This is a genomic window from Leptospira langatensis, from assembly GCF_004770615.1.
In the GTDB taxonomy this organism is placed as follows: domain Bacteria; phylum Spirochaetota; class Leptospiria; order Leptospirales; family Leptospiraceae; genus Leptospira_B; species Leptospira_B langatensis.
In genome coordinates this window covers 13,589-32,694 of the sequence record NZ_RQER01000001.1, presented here as the reverse complement: position 1 = coordinate 32,694, position 19,106 = coordinate 13,589, and the positions used below count along the sequence as shown (strand labels likewise).

Here is a 19,106-nt window from a genome sequence, read left to right as displayed (position 1 = left end):
GATTGGAGGAATATTATGAAAACTTTACTCAAATTCGTTCCCGCTGCTTTAGGACTGTTTATGATAGCCTGCGCTTCTCAAAAAACGGAAGACGGGATCTTATCTACCTTATTTGCTTCCCCAGACGACGGAAATAGATCCATCGTCGTGGTACAGCTTGCAGAAAATAATGTGGATTATACAGGAGATTGCTACGACACATTCACGATAGGTGGGAGTTCCAACACAACCCTGTCTCCCACGAACTATTATAATGTGGTAATGTTCGGACACTCTTTAGATACGGAAAGACGCAAGTCTGCACTTTCCAAGTCTACTTGTAGTGCCCTAGGTTTCCTTGGTTCGGGAGTTCCCACCAACGGGAGCACGGTGAATTTTAAAATGTACACATGTGATCCAAACCTAGGCCAAGGAGGTGGGGCCTGCGGTACTAAGATTCTTAGCGCAGTCGGTTTCTAAATCAATTCAGATATCATTGCCCCGGTTTTATTGATCACGTTCGAGTAAAAATGCTCAGAAACGGCAATAGGATGCAATAGAGCCGGGTGTATTTTGATTGTAATATTTGAGAAATTCGTTCGTAACGAATTCAATTTATATTTAACAAACACTTCAGGAGAAATAATAGACTGATGAAAAAAATGGGTTTAAGACTTTTCGTCTTACTTAGCTTCGCTCTTTCTTCAATTTCCATATCCGGGGAAGAGAAAAAGACACTTACTGTCAAAGGATCCGATACAATGGTGATCCTCGTTCAAAAATGGACAGAGACCTTTCCTGATAAATCCCTTCAATTCCAGGTTACTGGCGGAGGATCCGGCACCGGTATCGCAGCCCTGATCAACGGGACCACCGATATTTGCGCTTCTTCTCGCCCTTTGAAACCGCAAGAAATCCAGCAATTGAAAGAAAAATACAATTCCAACGGAGTAGAGATCAAAGTTGCGATCGACGGTCTCTCCGTATATGTGAATAAGAAAAATCCTCTGACTAAATTGACCATCGAGGAAATTCGCAAAATATTCACTGGAAAAGTCACCAACTGGAAGGAATTAGGCGGAGAAGATCACAAAATCGTTCTCTACAGCAGAGAGAACAACTCCGGTACTTATGAGTATTTCAAGGATCATGTTCTTGAAAAACAGGATTTTGACGCTTCCGTTCAACATATGGTCGGCACTGCGGCCCTAGTAAACGCGATCTCCAAAGACAAATGGGGAATCGGATACGGTGGAGCGGCTTACGCTTCCGGAGTGAAGGACTTGGCAGTTGCAGTAAATGCAAATGAGAAAGCCGAACTTCCTACAGAAACAAACATCTTGACGAATAAATATCCCATTTCCAGATATCTGTATTTCTATCTGAGAGAAGTTCCCAAAGACCAAACTAAAAAGTTTGTGGATTGGGTGATCGGGAAAGACGGACAAAAAGTAGTAAAAGACGTCGGATACTTCCCTCTTAAAAAGAAGTAATCGATCTTAAGGTCGGCTCCGGTTTCGGGGTCGACTGATCAAATTTAACAACTCGGACTTTTTTAATGAGCAATATTGATCCTCTGTTAAGGTATCTCTTACATCCGAGCGGACGAAAAATCGATACAATCGCCGAAACTTCAATTAAAGTTATAGCGGCAACTTCCATCCTCACCATCGTTCTTATTTTCTTTTTCGTTTTTAAAGAAGCTTCTTCCTTATTTTTTCCCGGCGAATCGCATTCGACTGCAAAGACCGAAAATATTAGCGGCTCTTCTCCTGCAGAATACAATCCGGATGGAAACGCTCCTACGGAATATAACCCGGATGGGAATGCGCCAGTGGCAACCAGTCCGAGTGGGGATGCTCCCACAGAATACAATCCGGACGGGGACAGCCTAGCCTTAGGCCCCGCTAAAACGGAAACTTCTCCACAGCCGGAACCGGAAAAACTCTCTCTATTTGAAAATCTGTTTAGCAAGGTTTGGCAGCCTGTTTCTTCCGTTCCTAAATTCGGGATCCTCCCTTTGATCATCGGAACAGCAAAGACCACCGTTATCGCAATTTTGATCGGAGCTCCTCTAGCAGTCTTGGCTGCCTTGAATATTACCTTCTTCGTTCCAAGAAAAGTAAGGGAGATCGTTAAACCTGCCATTGAAATGCTCGCAAACTTCCCTTCCGTAGTGATCGGATTCTTCTGCTTGATGGATGTGGCCACAGTAGTAAAAGCGACCTTCGATCTGGATTTCCGATTGAACGCTTTGACAGGCGGGATCGGACTCGCACTCGCAGTAACTCCTATCATCTTTACAGTGGCAGAAGACGCACTCAGCACTGTTCCTCAGTCTTACAGACAGGCTTCTCTCGCGTTAGGAGCGACCGAATGGCAGACTGCATACAGAGTAATGCTTCCTGCTGCCTTACCGGGAGTGTTCGCAGCAGTTCTACTGGGAGTAGGTAGAGCCTTCGGAGAGACTATGATCGCTCTTATGGCTACAGGGAATGCACCCATGATGTCTTTCGGGATCTTCGATCCGAGCAGGACATTTGCAGCCACGATCGGAGCAGAGATGGGCGAAGTCATTTGGGGATCGGAACATTATAATATTCTGTTTTTCTTAGGCGTGCTTTTATTTCTTTTCACTTTTACTTTGAATGCGATCACAGAGCTTTATGTAAAGAAAAAGCTGATGAAGAAGTTTCAAGGCTCTTAAAATGAAATTCTTATTTGGTATAATCCTTTGAAATGGAAAAAAGTCAGACTCAAGCAGAGTCGGGTCCTTAAAGAAAAGATCTGCACTCTTCTCGCAATGGGCATTCCCATGATGGCTACTGCGTTGATCCTTTCTGCCGTTGTTTTAATGCTCGGGAATATCTTTTACAAAGGACTCCCTGAGATCAGTTGGGAATTCCTAAGTGCATCTCCCAAGAACAATAACCTCGAAGGTGGGATCTTTCCAGCGATCTACGGTACCGTATATCTCGTTTTTATAATGATCTTATTCAGCATTCCGATCGGGACCGCGACCGGTATCTTCCTTTCGGAATATACCAGAAGGGATTCCAAATTCGCAATGACCGTCCGATTTGCGATCAATACCTTGGCTGGAGTTCCTTCCATCGTATTCGGTCTATTCGGAGTGGGATTCTTCATCCAATTTATCGGGAAGGGAATGGACGTTGTAGGAGGAAATACCACCCCAATTTGGGGCAAGCCTGCATTGATCTGGGCGGCAGCGACTCTCGCAATCCTCACTCTACCGGTTGTCATCATCTCCGTAGAGGAAACGATGAGAGGAATTCCAAGAGAAATGAGAGAATCTAGCCTAGCGTTAGGCGCAACTAAATGGCAGACTATCTGGAAACTTGTACTTCCGAATTCCGTAACAGGGATCCTGACTGGGGCCATTTTGGCGATAGGGAGAGGAGCCGGAGAAGTAGCACCCATCCTATTTGTGGGCGTGGTCTATTCCCTACCTGAACTACCCTCTCACCTCTCCGATCAGTTCATGCAATTAGGATATCATCTTTTCGTTCTAGCGACCCAATCGCCCGATGTGGACGCGGCCCTGCCGAAACAATATGCGACTACAGTTGTTCTGCTTGTTCTGACCTTCGGGATGAGCTTCTTTGCTACCTTCTTACGATATAGGATCCGTAAGGCAAGAGGCAGCGCTCACATATGATCCGTTTTTTATAGATGCGAGGAGAAAATCGCAGTGAAAGATACAAAAGTAAAAATCAAATCCCGCCATTTCAATTTCTTTTACGGAGAGAATCAGGCATTGCATGATATTTCTCTGGAGATACATGCTAAGAAGGTGACTGCATTCATAGGCCCATCCGGTTGCGGCAAGTCCACTTTTTTGCGCTCCATCAATCGAATGAACGATGTGATCGACGGGTCCAAAGTAAACGGCAAGCTCGAGATAGACGGGATCAATGTTTACGATCCTTTAATGAACGTAGTAGAACTCCGTAAGAGAGTGGGAATGGTATTCCAGAAATCCTTCCCATTCCCTAAATCCATATACGAGAACATTGCATTCGGATTAAAGCTGAACGGCAATGTGGCCAAAGACGAGATGGACCATATCGTAGAGGAAAGCTTAAGAAAGGCAGCCCTCTGGAAAGAAGTGAAAGAAAGATTGAACGATAGCGCCCTCGGACTTTCCGGAGGACAGCAGCAAAGACTTTGCATCGCTAGGGCGATCGCAATGAATCCCGAAGTGATCCTAATGGATGAACCTTGCTCCGCGCTCGACCCGATCTCCACGAAGAAGGTAGAAGAGTTTATCACTGAATTCAAGGATTCTTATACGATCGTGATCGTGACCCACAATATGCAGCAGGCGACTCGGGTCAGCGATTATACCGGCTTCTTCTATATGGGACGTCTTGTGGAATTTGATACTACGAAGAAGATCTTCCATGACCCTTCCAAGAAAGAAACGGAAGATTATATCTCTGGTAAGTTCGGTTAATTCGGCTTAGGTCCGAGATTACGGTTATATTCCATTCTCTTACTTTAAAACCGAAAGAGAATGGAAAAGAAGTTGGAAAAAAATAGTAAGCATGTAACCTTCTCTGGCAAAAACCGAAGTTTATGCCGATGATCCAAACAAGGCCAGTCTTACTCCAATCCATAACAGGCTTATTCTATCGCCTCTCAGAACTTTTAGATCGGGTCTCCGAAGAGAACTACGTTCGTCCCCTAGAATTACTTTCCGGTGCGAGCGTAGGTAAACAAGTTCGCCATTGTGTAGAAGTAGCCGAAGCTCTTCTTTCCGGATGGGAAAACGGTTTGGTCTCCTACGACCGCAGAGAGCGCAATCCTCTTTACGAATCTTCTCCCCGAGCCACCTCCTCCAGGATCTTAGAACTCATTTCCGAATTGGAAAGTCGACATTGGGGAGGACCCGTTCAAGTCTCCCATATTCTTGACCCTTCTTCCGGAGAAGAAGAGATCCTGGAATCCTCTTGGGAAAGAGAGCTCTTGTATGTGCAAGAACATACTATCCACCACGAAGCGATCATTCGAGTGGCTCTCGAGAATGGATTAGGTTTTTATGATATTCCTGCGGATTTCGGGTTTGCGATCTCCACATTGCATTACAATCTTTCTCAATCCTATTTTTCCTGGGATCCTGTGATCTAATCCTTATGCTGGAAACCCAAACAGAACAAGACCTATTGCGACAATCGGATCGCATGGAGTTTTGGCCTACTTGGAAACTGTATCTTCCTCTGATCCCTTATATCGCGTTTGAATCCTTGAGATCGATCCGCAGAGGGTCCATTACATCTTTGGGTTTCGGCTCCATCGCTGCCGCGAATCCGGGAATTCCCCTGGGCGGGCTTGTTGGAGAATCCAAATCGGAGATCTTAAAACAAATCCATTCAGAGGCAGTGCTGAAATTCTTTCCAATCTCGAGCACATCCAAGAATATAGAAAGTATATTAGATAAAATGAATTTACTCGGCCTGGAATTTCCGGTCATTCTTAAACCGGATTCCGGACAAAGAGGACAGGGAGTGAGAAAGATAAGCGATCGCTCCGCACTTGCGCAATCACTCCAAGAATCGAATGTGGATCTGATCCTCCAAGAATTCCATCCCGGCCCGTATGAAGTAGGCATTTTTTATTACAGATTCCCGTCCGAGAAGAAAGGAAAGATCTTCTCTATCACAAGAAAAGTGTTCCCTAAACTAGTCGGAGACGGAATTTCCAGCTTACAAGAATTAGTAGAAGATCATCCTCGTTTTCGTCTCCAAGCTCATGTCTTCCAGGCCAGGTTCCCCGAAGATTGGAAGAAGGTTCCGAAATCCGGAGAATCCTTTCTGCTCTCGGAGGCAGGCAACCATTGCCAAGGAACGCTGTTCTTAGATGGGTCCGAATGGATCACCGAAAAATTAACCGAGGCCGTGGACCGGATCTCCTCTAGCTTTTCCGGATTCTATTTCGGCAGATACGATATACGATTCTCTTCCTTAGCCGAATTCTTAGAAGGTAAAGGCTTGCATATCGTGGAATTGAACGGAGTGACTTCCGAATCTACAAACCTATACGATCCTAGATTCTCTAAGAGAGAAAGATACCAGATCCTATTCAGACAATGGGGGATCTTATTTCGGATCGCAAGGGAATCAAACGGAAAGAAGGCAGGCCTCTTTCCCATCTTAAAAGCACTCTACCAATTCTATTTCGGAGGAAGAGTAGTATCTAATCTATCCAGCTGAGCTCAGAAGCAAAAATTTGTTTCCAATCAAAATGAATTTTGCGAAAACTACCTATTCGTCCTCGCCCGGAGGGAGTCATGAAACAAAAGCTTGTTCAACTTGTTTATTTTATATTTGGGGATCCCAAAAAGAACTCATTAGAGCATAGACTATTTAATACCATCTCTCTCGTGAACGGGGTCCTGAATATCCTAGGCTCCATCTTTGAAGAAGAAGCCGAATATTCGCACCGGGTCATTTTTCTCAATGTCGTGTCCGGCCTTATCCTTCTGGTCATGTATTACTTCTCCAGGGTAAAGAGCATTTATTATTCCCTATTCTGGCCCTTAAACCTTACGATCCTATTCTATCTTTCTTCTCTTTGGTTCTTACATGGAGGCTCTAACGGCGGAAATCACTACTATTTCATTCCCGCTTTGGTGATCGCCACTATATTATTAAAAAATCATAATATTATTCTGATCTATGCGATCTATGGACTCGTCACTGCCTTTCTTTATACTTTCGAATATTTCTACCCGAATTTCATTGTTCCGCAGAAGGACAGGCATTCCGAATACATGGACCTGGGCGGAAATTATCTATTCGTGCAGATCCTTGTAGGACTATTGATCTTCATCCTAACCAGGAACTTGAACATCGAGAGAAAAAAGTCGGACAACCTACTTCGGAATATCCTTCCTGAATCCATAGCGGACGAATTGAAAATGAACGATACCGTTCAACCTCAGAGATATGATAGCGTCACCGTTTTGTTTACCGACATGGCTGGCTTCACTCAGATTGCGGAGAAGATGACTCCGGAAGAATTGGTGGGAGAACTCCATTACTTCTTTGCCGAGTTCGATAAGATCGCAAAGAAATACGGATTGGAGAAAATTAAAACGATCGGGGATTCGTATATGGCCGCAGGAGGGCTCCCTACTCCGAACCATACGCATGCGTTGGATGCAGTATATTGCGGGCTGGAATTCCAAGAATTCATGCGTAAACATAAACAGGAGAGATTGAAAGCAGGACTTCCTACTTGGGAACTTAGGCTCGGGATCCATTCAGGTAGCGTGGTCGCAGGAGTGATCGGAACCGAGAAATTTGCCTACGATATCTGGGGAGATACGGTAAATATAGCCAGTCGAATGGAAAGCTCGGGACTTCCCGGAGAAGTAAATATCTCCAAAGATACATTTCACTTAGTGCGGGAAAACTTTATCTGCGAATCTAGAGGATTGATAAAAGCTAAGAATAAAGGAGAGATCGAAATGTTCTTAGTCAAAGGACTTAGATCCTCCGATTGGGAAGAAGGAAAAGTCCCGGCCCTATCCTAAAATATTTTCCAGCCGATCGATTGCTCCTTGACCAGGAGCAGAGAGGAGAGAACGTAAACCAACTTCGTTCTCTTTCCTATGAATTTTAACAGCCTTGGTTTTCTAATATTCATTTCGATCACATTCTTTCTTTACTACCTACCCTTCTTAAAAAGATTCCAATTGGCCATTGTAGTTGGGGCCAGTTTTTATTTTTATGCGTATTCCGATCCTTGGCTCCTAACCCTTCTCCTTTTTTCTATTTTCTGGAACGCAAGCATCGTATACCTGATCCAACTCCCAGACTTCGAGAGCAAGAAAGCCGTATTGGGCCTCGGAGTGGTACTGAACTTAAGCGTATTATTCTTTTTTAAATATAGCGGACTATTCGCAAAGACCTTCCTGGCAAGTTCTCAAGGTTCAGATCTTCATTGGATCTTCCTCATTCCCTTGCCGATAGGCATCTCTTTCTATACATTCCATGGGATCAGCATGGTTGTGGACTTTTACAGAATGGGACCGGAAATCCTAAAGGAAAGAATTACCTATCCCAATCTTCTTTTGAAGTCCTCTCTTTATATCAATTTCTTTCCTCAATTAGTGGCAGGCCCTATCGTAAAGGCGAAAGAGTTTTTCCCTCAGATTCAGGCCAAGAATTTCAAGGATATTCCCTGGATATCCGCGACAAAGATCCTGATCTTAGGTTATTTCTTAAAGACGGTCATCGCCGACAATTTGAATGATCTGACTTTCGTGATCGATTTTCCGTATAATTCGCATCATTCTTCTTTTGCGTTGATACTGTTGATCTTTGGATATTCCGCGCAGATCTTTGCCGACTTCGCAGGATATTCGCTCATTGCGATCGGAACTGCATTACTCTTCGGATACCAACTGCCGACCAATTTCAATTTTCCTTATATATCATCGAATTTTTCGGAGTTCTGGAGACGTTGGCATATCTCTCTTTCTACCTGGCTCCGAGATTATCTTTATATTCCACTGGGAGGGAATCGAAAGGGAAATCTAAGAACATACATCAATCTATTCTTAGTCATGGCATTGGGCGGACTCTGGCATGGAGCAGAATGGAGATATATGGTGTGGGGAATAGGACATGGCCTATTGCTCTTAGTCGAAAGATTCTTGGAACAGAACCTGCCCTTCTCTCTTCCTAAGAATAGGATCGTCTTATTCTTAAAAGGGACCTTCGTGTTCCTTAGCGTTTCTCTTCTTTGGTTATTATTTAGGCTTCCTAATTTCGAAAAGGCCATGGATTATTTAGGATTGATCGGATCCAATCTGACCTTAGCAACGGATTGGGAACTCTGCTCCTTTTTACTCTTTTTCTCCATTCCGGTATTCTTATATCATGCGTACGGATGGTACAAGGAAAGATTTACGCAAGCCTCTAACGAATGGGTTTCGGTAGTCGGATACTCCTTTCTTCTTTTCCTGATCGTATTGAACCGAGGGCCTTCCGCTTCCTTCATCTATTTCCAATTTTGACATATGAAATTCTATCTTAGACTATTACTCTTCTTCTTACTTTTCTTGGGATCGTATTCCGTCTTAGTAACGTATGTGCATCCTACAAAGATCCCAAAACAAAGTTGGTGGCAGCACAATCGAATCCGAGTCGAATCCTTCTTAACTTCCGGAAGAACCGCAAAATACGTCATTACAGGTTCTTCTATGTCGGACAGAATGATCCCGGATGAAAGATCCGGATGGTTCAATCTTTCCTTAGTGGGAGAAGGAGCCTTGACCGGCCTATCCGTACTAGCTCATTCAGATTCTTCCGCAAAATATGTTTTCATCGAAGTCAATCAGCTATCGGTGCAAGAGAATACGAAGTTCGCAAAGGAGAATACGGATCCTTTTTTTGTTTTTACTCGCAGGAATTTTCCGGTCCTTCTCTCCGAAAAACAACCTTTCAATTTCCTCTCCGGAACTATTTTAGAACTTCCTAATATGTTTGGATTCGCCGTTCCGGTTCCGGAAAATGAGAAACCGAACGCAAACGCCGAAGAGATCCAGAAAAAACTAAAAGAAGAACATCTGGAAGAAGTGACTCGCTGGTACGGGACCGCAGTAGAAAGGAAGAAGTTAGAGGAAAGAATGTCGGTTCTTTCTTCCCTTCTTAAAGAATTAGAGTCCAAAGGGATCCGGCCGGTATTCTTTGAAATGCCGATGCATCCGAAGATCCTGATCTCTCCGAAGGAATCGGGAACAAGAGAGATCACCCGGCAATATTTTCCCGAAACAAAGTATCTTTGGTATTTTGCAAAAGGTGGTCCGTTCGAGGACAGCGACGGGCTTCATTTGGCTTATCCGGAAGCGAATCGGTTCTTTGCTGAGCTGAAGGAGTTTGCGGAGGCACTTCCTTAGGAGTTCCCACATGTGGGAACTGTTGAAATTTCCGGTTGCTGAAAGATGGATTCTATGGTAGAGCAAAATTCGCTCTCCCACGGGCCACTCCCCCCACCCGAAACAGGGCGGGGGCTTTTCCCGTTCCCCCACACTATAGCAGCTAAATTTTCCAATATAATAGAATTCTACTTGCCCAACTGTTACTGCAAATTTCAGAGTAGTCCATGCATAAAATCCACCGCGAGGTTCCTCGATGAAAACAAAGGCATTCGCATTATTCTTTCTTCTATTCTCTCTACTGATGAATTGTGGAAAGAAAGAAGTTCCAAAGCTTCCCGGAGATCGTAAGGATCTGAAGATCGGGATCTGCCCCGGACCATATGGGGATCTCCTTAAGAAAGGAGTCTTTCCAAGTCTGGAGAAGAAAGGATACAAGATCGAGATTGTGCAGTTCAGCGACTATATCCAGCCGAACCTTGCTTTGGCAGCTGGAGACATAGATGCGAACCTATTCCAACATGTTCCTTACTTGAAAAAATTCACTGCCGATAAAGGGTTAAAGTTAGCCGCCATTGTAAACGTTCCGACTGCTCCTATGTCTGTCTTTGCAGGAAAGACAAAGGATCCGAAGAATTTAAAAGAAAAAGGCTCGATTGCTCTTCCAAACGATCCGACCAATTTGCTAAGAGCATTAAAGCTTTTTCAAGAATTAGGTTTTATTAAAGTAAATCCGGACGCCATCCCAACCAAGGCTTCCCTGAACGATATTCTGGAGAATAAGAAGCAAATCCAATTCTTACCGTTAGAAGCGGCCCAACTTCCTAGATCTTTGGAAAGTACGGATTTCTCGGCAATCAACGGAAACTTTGCGATCGCTTCCGGACTGGATCTAACAAAGGCAGTCATTCTCGAAACTTTGGCAGAAGAACATAAGAATATCATCGTAGTTCGCGAAGATGAGAAGGACAGCGTGTTTGCAAAGGATATCGTTTCCGCAGTCCAATCCAAAGAATTCGAAGAAGTGATCAATAATGATTTCAAAGGATTCCAAAAACCAGAATGGTTTGGAAAGAAGAAGTAAACTCCAATTTCGAAAATATATTAGAATTTAGGAATGTATCAAAAGCATTTCCTAGATCCCAGCATCCTGCGATCAGTGATATATCCCTCTCTGTAAAAAAGGGTGGGATTTTCGGGATCATCGGCACCACAGGTGCGGGAAAAAGCACGCTGCTTCGGTTCGCGAATCTTCTTGAAAGTCCGGATACTGGGAACGTATTCTTCGAAGGAAAAGATATCTCCTTCTTATCAGGAAAAGAACTCAGAGAACATAGATCCAAAGTGGGAATGGTATTCCAGCAATCCCATTTAGTATTGAATCGAAAGGTCTTCGACAATATTGCTCTTCCCTTGAAAGCGGCAGGGTGGACTAAGGAGCAGATCCAAAGGAGAGTGCAGGAACTCCTGAAACTCATAGGCCTGGAAGAAAAGATCCATTCTTATCCAAATCAACTGAGTGGCGGGCAGAAACAAAGGGTTGGAATTGCAAGGGCGATCGCGAACCATCCTCGCCTTCTTCTTTGTGACGAACCTACTTCGGCCTTAGACCCGGAGACTACCCGCTCTATCCTAAGTCTATTGAAAAGCATTCATAAGAAATTCGGGATCACTATTGTGATTGTGACGCATGAAATGGAAGTAGTAAGAGAGATCTGCGATTCAGTCGCGGTCGTTGAAAAAGGAAAATTGATCGAGTTAGGATCCGCCTATTCCTTATTCGCAGATCCTTCGCAAGAGATCACGAAGAAGCTAACCGGAGCGGTATTAGATCATTCCATTCCGGAAGAGACCTTAGCAAGGACCACTGGAAGGATCCTAAAAGTAGTTTTAAAGGACGAGGTTGCGACAGAACCAATCCTGGCAAAGGTCATTCGTGCTACCAATTACGTTCCGAATATCCTCCACAGCAAGATCGAATATATTTCCGGAAAGCCGATCGGTGTTTTTTATTTGGAAACAGAACGAGACGAATCTAGCACAGAAACGATCCGATCCGCCTTTGCTCGATACGGAGCTCAAGTGGAGGAAGTATACAGATGAGCCTAGAAAAATGGCAGTCCCTTCTTCCAGATCTTTCCGTCGCGTTTGGACAGACCTTCCTCATGTTGAGTATCTCCCTTAGCATTGCATTGGTATTTGGTATTCCTTTAGGATTTCTTATTTATCTTACTGACAAGAAGCTTTTCCTGAAAAACAAATTCACCTACTCCATATTAGGTGGACTGGCAAATTTGATCCGCTCGATCCCTTTCGTGATCCTTCTAGTAGCATTGATCCCGCTCACCCAATTCTTGGTCGGGACTACCATAGGCCCATTAGCTGCCTCCGTGTCCCTGTCTGTGGCAGCTATTCCCTTCTTAGCAAGGTTAGTCGAAACATCATTGAGAGAAATTCCCGATGGGGTTCTGGAAGCGGCGGTTTCTACTGGAGCCAACCTTCTACTTATTATTAAGGAAGTCTTAGTGCCGGAAGCGTTACCTGGTATTCTCTCCGGTATCACAGTCACCACGATCAGTCTACTCGGCTTCTCCGCGATGGCGGGCATCGTAGGCGGAGGAGGGATCGGAGATCTGGCCATACGGTTCGGCTACTATCGATACGAGGACGATATCATGCTATCAACCGTACTTGTCTTAGTGGTGATCGTGCAGATCTTTCAGTGGTTCGGCGATTTCGTTCGCAAAAAGAGCGATAGAAGGATCCGAGATTAACAGTTCCCACATGTGGGAACTATATAAATTTCCGGTTGCCAAAGAGAGAAATCTATGATAGGACGATTTCGCTCTCCCACGGGCCACTCCCCCCACCCTATACAGGGCGGGGGCCGCAACTTCCTCGCGGACTAGTTCCCACATGCGAGTAAACTGGGCACTCGCCTAATCAACTCATCCATTTCCTTCTTCTTTTCTTCTCCTTTCCAAAAACCAACATCCAAAATCCGTTATTACAGATATAATTTCCACCATGTCAAACAGTACTTTACTACAAAAGGAAGTCAGCCAGATCCACAAAGAAGTGATCGAGGCGAATCAAAAGTATGTCTCCGAGTTCGGTAAGAAGGGTGAACTGGCCCTTCCTCCGGCCAGAAGTTTTACGATCCTGACTTGCATGGACGCCCGATTGGATCCGGCCAAGTATGCGGGTCTTGCCGAGGGAGACGCGCACGTTATCCGAAACGCAGGAGGAAGAGCAAGCGACGACGCTATTCGTTCTTTGGTGATCTCTCATAAGCTACTCGGGACCAAGGAATTTTTCGTGATCCATCATACCGATTGCGGGATGGCGCTTTTTACGGATCCGATCATCCGAAAGCTATTATCCAAGAGCCTTAAAACTGCGACAATTGATTCAAACGGCTGGAGGAATTTAGAGGAATCGGGAGGCTCCGACGAGGCGGCTCATATTTCTTTTCTTACGTTTGAAGATCTGGAGAAGAGCGTGATCGAGGATGTGGGTCGCATTCGAAATCATCCTCTGATCCCGAAGGACATTCCGATCTATGGCTACTATTATGATGTGAAAACCGGTAAATTGGTGGAAGTACAAGAAGCTACTAGGATCGGAAGGGCCTCTTGACTCGCAATTGAATCTTCTCTAAACCCTCACTCTTTAAAGATACGGGATAAAACTTCTATTTATCCCGTATCTATCTTTTCATTACGTATCCTTAAACTACTTTTTTCAGATACGGATCGTATATCCGAAAGACCAGATAATACTGTGCAAAGGGATCCTCTGTTCCAAATGCTTGTTTACCAGGGCCTGTTTCAAGTTCGGGTCCAAGGAAGAACTCATGATAGAATTCAGGATATACTGATTCACGAGTCCATATCCTTTAGAAGGATCTATGGTCAATCCGTCGTTCGTGTTCGAAGTCAAGGGTTGGACGATATTCGCGCCAGGCACGGTTCCTACAGTTTGTCCGCCTACGGTGTTAGGATAATAATAACTATTATCGATCATATATGTATTCGGCCTGTAGACATCTGTTATCGAGAATATCATTCCCAAATACTTTAAGGTTATCTTATAATCGATATTCCTGATCCCGGATCTTCTATCTATATTATCGTTATAATACTGATATCCCACATCGATTGCTGGCTGTATCTTCAAATCTTGAGTAATATCATACTCGTGATTGATGGAAAACCGATGAAAAGTAGAGCCGTTGAATGCGTTCGTAGGATATCCGGATTCCTGATCCTTCTCTCCTCCGATACTAGCCCCACCTATCCTTTCCGAAGAGGTCCGCATATTAAATTGATAATGCGGATGCAGATATTTCAATACAGGCAGTGTCCAACCGAATGTAAACAGACTCAAAGCAAAATCAGGCTGAGTATTCACATAATAGATCCAGCCGGTATTAAAATCCCCCAAACGATTTGTGGTCCATCTATAGTTCAGAAGACCTGCAAGACTCTCCCTTAAGCCGTTTGCTTCCTTCCTAAGCTGATAAGTGCCGGGATCCGCGGCAACCTGAGCGGGAGTCGCTCCCGGACCGTACGGATGCGACTGGTATACACTATCTACATCTCGATTCGTTCTAGCAGTAAGAGGGGAATATTCCCGGATCGTGAGATTCAAACCCTCTAAAGCGGTAGGAACCACAACAGTAGTATCCAGGATCAGAGACTTAGGCATATTAGAATAATGTAAATCCCCTCTTCTATCGAACGCATTTCCGTACAAACTATTCCCGTTAATGAATACGTCGTTGGTCACCGCTTGGGTCCAAACCGCATCGTAATTCCGTTTCGCAGGTGTAGGCAAAACAGGATTAGATGGTTTATTTTCTAGTACAAGCCCTTCCTTCTCCGCTTTGCCCGGGGAGATTGACTCAACTTCGGATCTCAGTATCCTTACAGGAATCGCATCATCCAAAGTAAAAATATAATAATCGACTGTTTCTTTCTCCAATTTCAGGTTCTTGAGCACCTTTCCGGATTTGAGTTTTACCTCATCCCCGAACAAAGAAGGGATCAAAAAAAACGAAATAGTAAGAAGCGAAATGCTACGAAACGGCTGCTGCCTCCATTTCTGACTGTTCATCGCAGAATTCTCCTTTTGGTCCTGGCCAATCTTTTTTTAATAGCTGCCGCCACCGCGGCCAGTCAGCGGAGGCAAATAGTTCAATACTTTTTGAACTATGAAACTTAGAAAGTGCTTGTCAATCTTTTGTTCAAATATTATTGAACTATTAGACCTTGTTGGAAAAAATTTTATGTCCAAGCATCCCACTCATCCGAGTTTAGAGCAGATTGAACTATCGTCTATTTTTGAGGCAGTGAGCGATCCGATCCGGCGTAAGATCTTAGTTCGGTTAGCAGAAGTAGAAGAGGCAATGTGTTCTGCGTTTCTGGAATACGCACCTAAAACAAATCTTTCCTATCATATAGCGAAGCTAAGAGATGCGGGACTAACATATACTCGCATAGAAGGAACGAAAAAAAATTTGAGTCTCAGAAGAGCCGATATGGAAAAAAGATTTCCCGGTCTCTTGGAAGCGATCTTAGAGAGTTGCAAACTGGAAGAAAGAAGAAGTAAAAGGCTTTCTCTTCCTTCCAGAAATTGATCTTAGCGAGAAGTCGCTTCCTTTCTCATAGACTCCAACCCTTGTGCCACGGTGACCAAAGGCTTATATCCGAGCTCTTTCTTAGCACGATCGATACGGATCGTACATTCTCTTCCCATAATATCTACGGGAAAACGCATCATGGGCGGTTCTTTACGAATTCCTAAAATTCTCCAGATCCCTTCTACAATATATGCCAAGAAGCTTGCAACGAAAGAAGGGACCGACGCAGAAGGAAGAGCAATACCCTGAGTTCCCAACATATCCGTCAGAAATCCTCGAATCGTTTGGTCTTCGTCGTCTGTGATAAAATAAATACTTCCGGGATTTCCTTTTGTAAGAGCGAGTTCTGTGGCATGCACTAAATTCGTAATGCAGGTGACCGAGGTCTTCGCTTTTCCATGGTTAATCCACATGAATCTTCCTTGCGAAACCATCTTCTTCAATTCTGGAAGTACGGAAGTATCCCCAGGTCCCCAAACCAGTCTCGGCCGGAGTACAATTGTTTCGAAACCAGAGGAATTCGCAGCAACCACCCTTCTCTCCGCCTCTGCTTTTGTTTCACTATAAAGATAAGGACTGCTTCTAGGATACGGATAGGTCTCGTCTATTTGCACCATGTCCTGACCGAAGAATAATGCGGCTTCCGTTCCCATATGAATGAAGCGTTTCACGCCGGCTTGCTTTGCGACTTCCAAAAGTTGAGAGGTCCCATCCACATTCCCTTCCCAAAAATCCTTTCGAGTCCCCCAAGGCCCTACAAAGGCTGCGCAATGAATGATCACATCTATGTCTTTTAAGCTTTCTTTTGGAATAGATCCGAGACTTCCTCTCACACTTTCCAAACCTTGGGCTTTTAACTTTGCATCCGATTCGACCGATCTAGATAAGGCTTTTATGGTATGATCCTTTTTCAATTGCCTTGCTATGGCTCCACCTACGAAGCCCGAAGCCCCGGTAATAAATATCCTCATATAATTATTCTCCCAAATCTTTTTATATAGAAGTTATATCGCAAATGTATGAATTCGATGGCTTATAAAAGAACCCTTGGGTTCCATACAGGAACCCATTTTTAAAGAATCATCCAAGCAGAAAATTTTCTATACAGAGGATTGTAGTCTGATAAATTTGAGACTTAGACAATCGAATGAGGCTTCGGGTTCCAGTCTTTTTCCTTCTTCTCTTAGGAGCGATCTTAGGTTGCTCTCCTCCTCATGCTCCGTACTCTCCCAAAGCGAAACAAGGGATATTAGATCTAAGGGATTGGGATCTAAAAACCTCTCCTTTGGTTTCCTTAGACGGAGAATGGGAATTCTTTAACGGTCTCGAAATCCCTGCCAAAACTTCTTCCAAAACATATATCCATGTCCCTGGCTCATGGAATCAATTTCCCCTTCCAAACGGAGAACATGGAGGAGAAGGTACCGGAACATATCGCCTAACGGTGCTATTGGGAAATCCAATAAAGGATCTCGCCTTGCAGATGGGGGATATCTCAACCGCGTATAAGATCTATTTAAACGGAAAACTATTAGCCGATAACGGCGTCGTGGGCGGGACCAAGGATAGCATGACCCCTTCTTACAAGCATCCGATCATATTATTGGATGCAGAATCGAAGGAACTGAATTTCGTTATAGAAGTATCAAATTTTTATCATATAACCGGTGGGATCCGCAAATCCATATTTTTAGGACCGATCTTGGACATATTCGAATCCAAGAAGCAGGAGATCTCTTTGGGTTGGGTAGTATTCGGTGCTACTTTCCTCATGGGATTATACCACTTGATCTTATTCTTTATGAGAAGAGTGGACAAGTCCGCAATTTGGTTCGCCTTTTTCTGCATAGATCTAAGTATCCGAGGATTCTTTACGGGATCCGTGTTTATCTATGAGATCACTCAGGACAAATATTGGGTGTATATCCATAAACTGGATCTTCTTAGTTTTGTACTCGCCCTGCCCCTATTCTCTCTTTTCTTAAGGTCCTTATTTCCGGAAGATTTTCATAAACATTTCAATACTGCATTCGTATCCGTCGGTGCGTTCTTCGCCTTGATCGTTCTTTTAACGCCTGCTACGGAATACATGTGGTACATACAAATATTCCAGGCGATAGTAGGACTCATCATTGTTTTCTTCTTGGTCTTGATGATCTACTGTATTTTCAAAAAGAGGGAGGGCGCCGTATTATTCGCAGTCGGAGCAGTCTTCTTATTCTTAGCAACGTTAAATGATATATTAAATCAGGCATTGATCATAAAAACGAGATATATTGCGAATTGGGGACTTCTCTCATTCTTATTCTCCCAGACAATCATGCTTTCGTTTCGATTTTCCAACGCATTCGTACGTCTTGAAGAACTACAGAGATCCTTAGAGCAAAAGGTCTTGGACAGGACGAGCCAATTAGAAGAAGCAAAACATGTAGCAGAAGAAGCGAATTCCATGAAGGACACGTTTATTTCTCTTGTGACACATGATCTTAGATCCCCGATCACCACTATCATGGGGATCCTACAACTCATAGAGAACGACTATGAGCAGTTAGACGATATGTCCATTAAGGAATGGCTAAAGAGAGCGGAGAATACGTCTTCTCAGTCCTTGGAGATGATCGCGACTCTCTTGGACCTGAACCGATTGAAATCCGGTTCCTTCCCTATGGACAATAGTTTGATCTATGTATTCCCGGAAGTGGAAGGAGTTCTTGCCAAACTCTGGGCCCAGGCAAATTCCAAAAAACTGGATATCCGAAATTCGATTCCGAACGATATCCGAATGAATGTGGACCGCGCGCTATTCTCAGAGATCTTTGTGAACCTTCTCTCGAACGCGATTAAGTTCTGCAGAGAAGGAGATTCCATAGAGATCGATTTCTCTTCCAAACCGAACGCAATGGAATTTACCGTAAAGGACTCCGGTATAGGAATCCCGAAAGAGATGATACCAGGTTTATTCTCCACCGAGATCAGATCCACTCGCTTGGGAACGAACAAGGAGTCCGGCACAGGGCTCGGTCTTCCTCTTGTATATAGCATCATCAGCGCATATCACGGAAGGATCTCGGTCGAATCGCAAGAGCAAAAAGGAAGTAAATTCACCTTCTCTATTCCGCAACCTCTTCTGGATCTTCCTAGATTGAATCCTGCCTAAATTCTGATTGTATTTTCCTCCGGAGCTGAGATCGTTCCGGCTGGCTTATGACAAAATCAGCATTTCAATATATAATTTCCTTCTTCGGGATCTTATTCGCCCTTTCCTTTGTTTACTTCGTCGTTCCTCCTCTTTTGCAAGACTTCGATCCGATCGGTGCTGCCTTAGGAGGATTCGTAAATCCTTTCTCTACAGGATATTCGTTGGATATCATTTGCACTTGGTTCGTCTTCTCTACCTGGGTATTGTACGAAGCGAAGACCAAAGGGATCCGAAGGGGATGGATCGCGATCTTATTAGGAGTGGTCCCAGGTGTAGCAACAGGAATGGCCTTTTATCTGATCATCCGGATGAAACAGGAGAAAGAATAAACAGCGGATCTGCCCGACCGATTTCTATCCGAAAAGGAAATTTTTTTC

The 19,106-nt window shown here is 44.1% G+C and carries 19 protein-coding genes; 17 read left to right on the top strand and 2 right to left on the bottom strand.

Going from position 1 to position 19,106, the window contains the following annotated elements:
- Positions 1-15 precede the first annotated feature (15 nt).
- From EHO57_RS00140 to EHO57_RS00075, 14 genes are all read left to right on the top strand, one after another.
- Positions 16-459 carry an LA_3150 family lipoprotein gene (locus EHO57_RS00140; protein WP_135646767.1) on the top strand — a complete coding sequence of 148 codons (444 nt, stop codon included), beginning with the start codon at positions 16-18 and terminating at the stop codon, positions 457-459.
- Between the two features lie 173 nt (positions 460-632).
- Positions 633-1,472: a phosphate ABC transporter substrate-binding protein gene (locus EHO57_RS00135; RefSeq protein ID WP_135646766.1), complete on the top strand. Its 840-nt coding sequence runs from the start codon at positions 633-635 to the stop codon at positions 1,470-1,472.
- 65 nt (positions 1,473-1,537) lie between these two features.
- Positions 1,538-2,686 carry a phosphate ABC transporter permease subunit PstC gene (gene pstC, locus EHO57_RS00130; RefSeq protein ID WP_135646765.1) on the top strand — a complete coding sequence of 383 codons (1,149 nt, stop codon included), beginning with the start codon at positions 1,538-1,540 and terminating at the stop codon, positions 2,684-2,686.
- A gap of 27 nt (positions 2,687-2,713) precedes the next feature.
- On the top strand, positions 2,714-3,658 hold the full coding sequence (gene pstA / locus EHO57_RS00125; RefSeq protein WP_135646764.1) for a phosphate ABC transporter permease PstA: 945 nt from the start codon (positions 2,714-2,716) through the stop codon (positions 3,656-3,658).
- A 33-nt stretch (positions 3,659-3,691) separates the two neighbouring features.
- The gene (pstB, locus tag EHO57_RS00120; protein WP_135646763.1) at positions 3,692-4,456 is read left to right on the top strand and encodes a phosphate ABC transporter ATP-binding protein PstB; all 765 of its coding nucleotides are present in this window, start codon (positions 3,692-3,694) and stop codon (positions 4,454-4,456) included.
- Positions 4,457-4,584: 128 nt separating this feature from the next.
- A complete protein-coding gene (locus EHO57_RS00115; RefSeq protein ID WP_135646762.1) occupies positions 4,585-5,130 on the top strand; it encodes a hypothetical protein in 546 nt (181 codons plus the stop codon).
- A 5-nt stretch (positions 5,131-5,135) separates the two neighbouring features.
- A complete protein-coding gene (locus EHO57_RS00110; RefSeq protein WP_135646761.1) occupies positions 5,136-6,212 on the top strand; it encodes an ATP-grasp domain-containing protein in 1,077 nt (358 codons plus the stop codon).
- A gap of 77 nt (positions 6,213-6,289) precedes the next feature.
- The gene (locus EHO57_RS00105; protein ID WP_135646760.1) at positions 6,290-7,537 is read left to right on the top strand and encodes an adenylate/guanylate cyclase domain-containing protein; all 1,248 of its coding nucleotides are present in this window, start codon (positions 6,290-6,292) and stop codon (positions 7,535-7,537) included.
- 162 nt (positions 7,538-7,699) lie between these two features.
- Positions 7,700-9,025 carry an MBOAT family O-acyltransferase gene (locus EHO57_RS00100; RefSeq protein WP_246050416.1) on the top strand — a complete coding sequence of 442 codons (1,326 nt, stop codon included), beginning with the start codon at positions 7,700-7,702 and terminating at the stop codon, positions 9,023-9,025.
- A gap of 3 nt (positions 9,026-9,028) precedes the next feature.
- On the top strand, positions 9,029-9,907 hold the full coding sequence (locus tag EHO57_RS00095; RefSeq protein ID WP_135646758.1) for a hypothetical protein: 879 nt from the start codon (positions 9,029-9,031) through the stop codon (positions 9,905-9,907).
- 235 nt (positions 9,908-10,142) lie between these two features.
- Positions 10,143-10,970, top strand: coding sequence for a MetQ/NlpA family ABC transporter substrate-binding protein (locus tag EHO57_RS00090; RefSeq protein ID WP_135646757.1), 828 nt, complete (start codon positions 10,143-10,145; stop codon positions 10,968-10,970).
- Positions 10,949-11,989, top strand: a complete 1,041-nt coding sequence (locus tag EHO57_RS00085; protein WP_135646756.1) for a methionine ABC transporter ATP-binding protein — start codon at positions 10,949-10,951, stop codon at positions 11,987-11,989. Before EHO57_RS00090 ends, EHO57_RS00085 begins: the two co-directional genes overlap by 22 nt.
- Positions 11,986-12,660 carry a methionine ABC transporter permease gene (locus tag EHO57_RS00080; protein ID WP_135646755.1) on the top strand — a complete coding sequence of 225 codons (675 nt, stop codon included), beginning with the start codon at positions 11,986-11,988 and terminating at the stop codon, positions 12,658-12,660. The genes EHO57_RS00085 and EHO57_RS00080 overlap by 4 nt, the downstream gene beginning before the upstream one ends.
- Before the next feature lie 253 nt (positions 12,661-12,913).
- On the top strand, positions 12,914-13,525 hold the full coding sequence (locus EHO57_RS00075) for a beta-class carbonic anhydrase (protein ID WP_135646754.1): 612 nt from the start codon (positions 12,914-12,916) through the stop codon (positions 13,523-13,525).
- A gap of 105 nt (positions 13,526-13,630) precedes the next feature.
- Here EHO57_RS00075 and EHO57_RS00070 read toward each other — a convergent pair whose 3' ends face one another.
- Complete coding sequence (locus tag EHO57_RS00070; RefSeq protein ID WP_135646753.1) at positions 13,631-15,004, bottom strand: hypothetical protein; 1,374 nt, start codon at positions 15,002-15,004, stop codon at positions 13,631-13,633.
- Positions 15,005-15,176: 172 nt separating this feature from the next.
- On the opposite strand from EHO57_RS00070, the gene EHO57_RS00065 reads away from it, so the two are divergent.
- Positions 15,177-15,527: an ArsR/SmtB family transcription factor gene (locus EHO57_RS00065; protein WP_135646752.1), complete on the top strand. Its 351-nt coding sequence runs from the start codon at positions 15,177-15,179 to the stop codon at positions 15,525-15,527.
- A gap of 2 nt (positions 15,528-15,529) precedes the next feature.
- On the opposite strand, the gene EHO57_RS00060 is transcribed toward EHO57_RS00065, so the two are convergent.
- Positions 15,530-16,501 carry an NAD-dependent epimerase/dehydratase family protein gene (locus EHO57_RS00060; protein WP_135646751.1) on the bottom strand — a complete coding sequence of 324 codons (972 nt, stop codon included), beginning with the start codon at positions 16,499-16,501 and terminating at the stop codon, positions 15,530-15,532.
- 176 nt (positions 16,502-16,677) lie between these two features.
- Between EHO57_RS00060 and EHO57_RS00055 the strand changes: the two genes are divergently transcribed.
- Together EHO57_RS00055 and EHO57_RS00050 are read left to right on the top strand one after the other, a co-directional pair.
- On the top strand, positions 16,678-18,687 hold the full coding sequence (locus tag EHO57_RS00055) for a sensor histidine kinase (protein WP_135646750.1): 2,010 nt from the start codon (positions 16,678-16,680) through the stop codon (positions 18,685-18,687).
- 47 nt (positions 18,688-18,734) lie between these two features.
- Positions 18,735-19,058, top strand: a complete 324-nt coding sequence (locus EHO57_RS00050; protein ID WP_135646749.1) for a DUF2834 domain-containing protein — start codon at positions 18,735-18,737, stop codon at positions 19,056-19,058.
- Positions 19,059-19,106: the final 48 nt, after the last annotated feature.

What these genes read in the sequence shown, in the direction of transcription:
- EHO57_RS00075 (WP_135646754.1), top strand. Translation starts at nt 12,914, where the DNA reads ATGTCAAACAGTACTTTACTACAAAAGGAAGTCAGCCAGATCCACAAA.
- EHO57_RS00110 (WP_135646761.1), top strand. Translation starts at nt 5,136, where the DNA reads ATGCTGGAAACCCAAACAGAACAAGACCTATTGCGACAATCGGATCGC.
- pstC (WP_135646765.1), top strand. Translation starts at nt 1,538, where the DNA reads ATGAGCAATATTGATCCTCTGTTAAGGTATCTCTTACATCCGAGCGGA.
- EHO57_RS00085 (WP_135646756.1), top strand. Translation starts at nt 10,949, where the DNA reads ATGGTTTGGAAAGAAGAAGTAAACTCCAATTTCGAAAATATATTAGAA.
- EHO57_RS00090 (WP_135646757.1), top strand. Translation starts at nt 10,143, where the DNA reads ATGAAAACAAAGGCATTCGCATTATTCTTTCTTCTATTCTCTCTACTG.
- EHO57_RS00050 (WP_135646749.1), top strand. Translation starts at nt 18,735, where the DNA reads ATGACAAAATCAGCATTTCAATATATAATTTCCTTCTTCGGGATCTTA.
- EHO57_RS00055 (WP_135646750.1), top strand. Translation starts at nt 16,678, where the DNA reads ATGAGGCTTCGGGTTCCAGTCTTTTTCCTTCTTCTCTTAGGAGCGATC.
- EHO57_RS00060 (WP_135646751.1), bottom strand. Translation starts at nt 16,501, where the DNA reads ATGAGGATATTTATTACCGGGGCTTCGGGCTTCGTAGGTGGAGCCATA.
- EHO57_RS00095 (WP_135646758.1), top strand. Translation starts at nt 9,029, where the DNA reads ATGAAATTCTATCTTAGACTATTACTCTTCTTCTTACTTTTCTTGGGA.
- EHO57_RS00115 (WP_135646762.1), top strand. Translation starts at nt 4,585, where the DNA reads ATGATCCAAACAAGGCCAGTCTTACTCCAATCCATAACAGGCTTATTC.
- EHO57_RS00140 (WP_135646767.1), top strand. Translation starts at nt 16, where the DNA reads ATGAAAACTTTACTCAAATTCGTTCCCGCTGCTTTAGGACTGTTTATG.
- EHO57_RS00135 (WP_135646766.1), top strand. Translation starts at nt 633, where the DNA reads ATGAAAAAAATGGGTTTAAGACTTTTCGTCTTACTTAGCTTCGCTCTT.
- EHO57_RS00070 (WP_135646753.1), bottom strand. Translation starts at nt 15,004, where the DNA reads ATGAACAGTCAGAAATGGAGGCAGCAGCCGTTTCGTAGCATTTCGCTT.
- EHO57_RS00065 (WP_135646752.1), top strand. Translation starts at nt 15,177, where the DNA reads ATGTCCAAGCATCCCACTCATCCGAGTTTAGAGCAGATTGAACTATCG.
- EHO57_RS00105 (WP_135646760.1), top strand. Translation starts at nt 6,290, where the DNA reads ATGAAACAAAAGCTTGTTCAACTTGTTTATTTTATATTTGGGGATCCC.
- EHO57_RS00080 (WP_135646755.1), top strand. Translation starts at nt 11,986, where the DNA reads ATGAGCCTAGAAAAATGGCAGTCCCTTCTTCCAGATCTTTCCGTCGCG.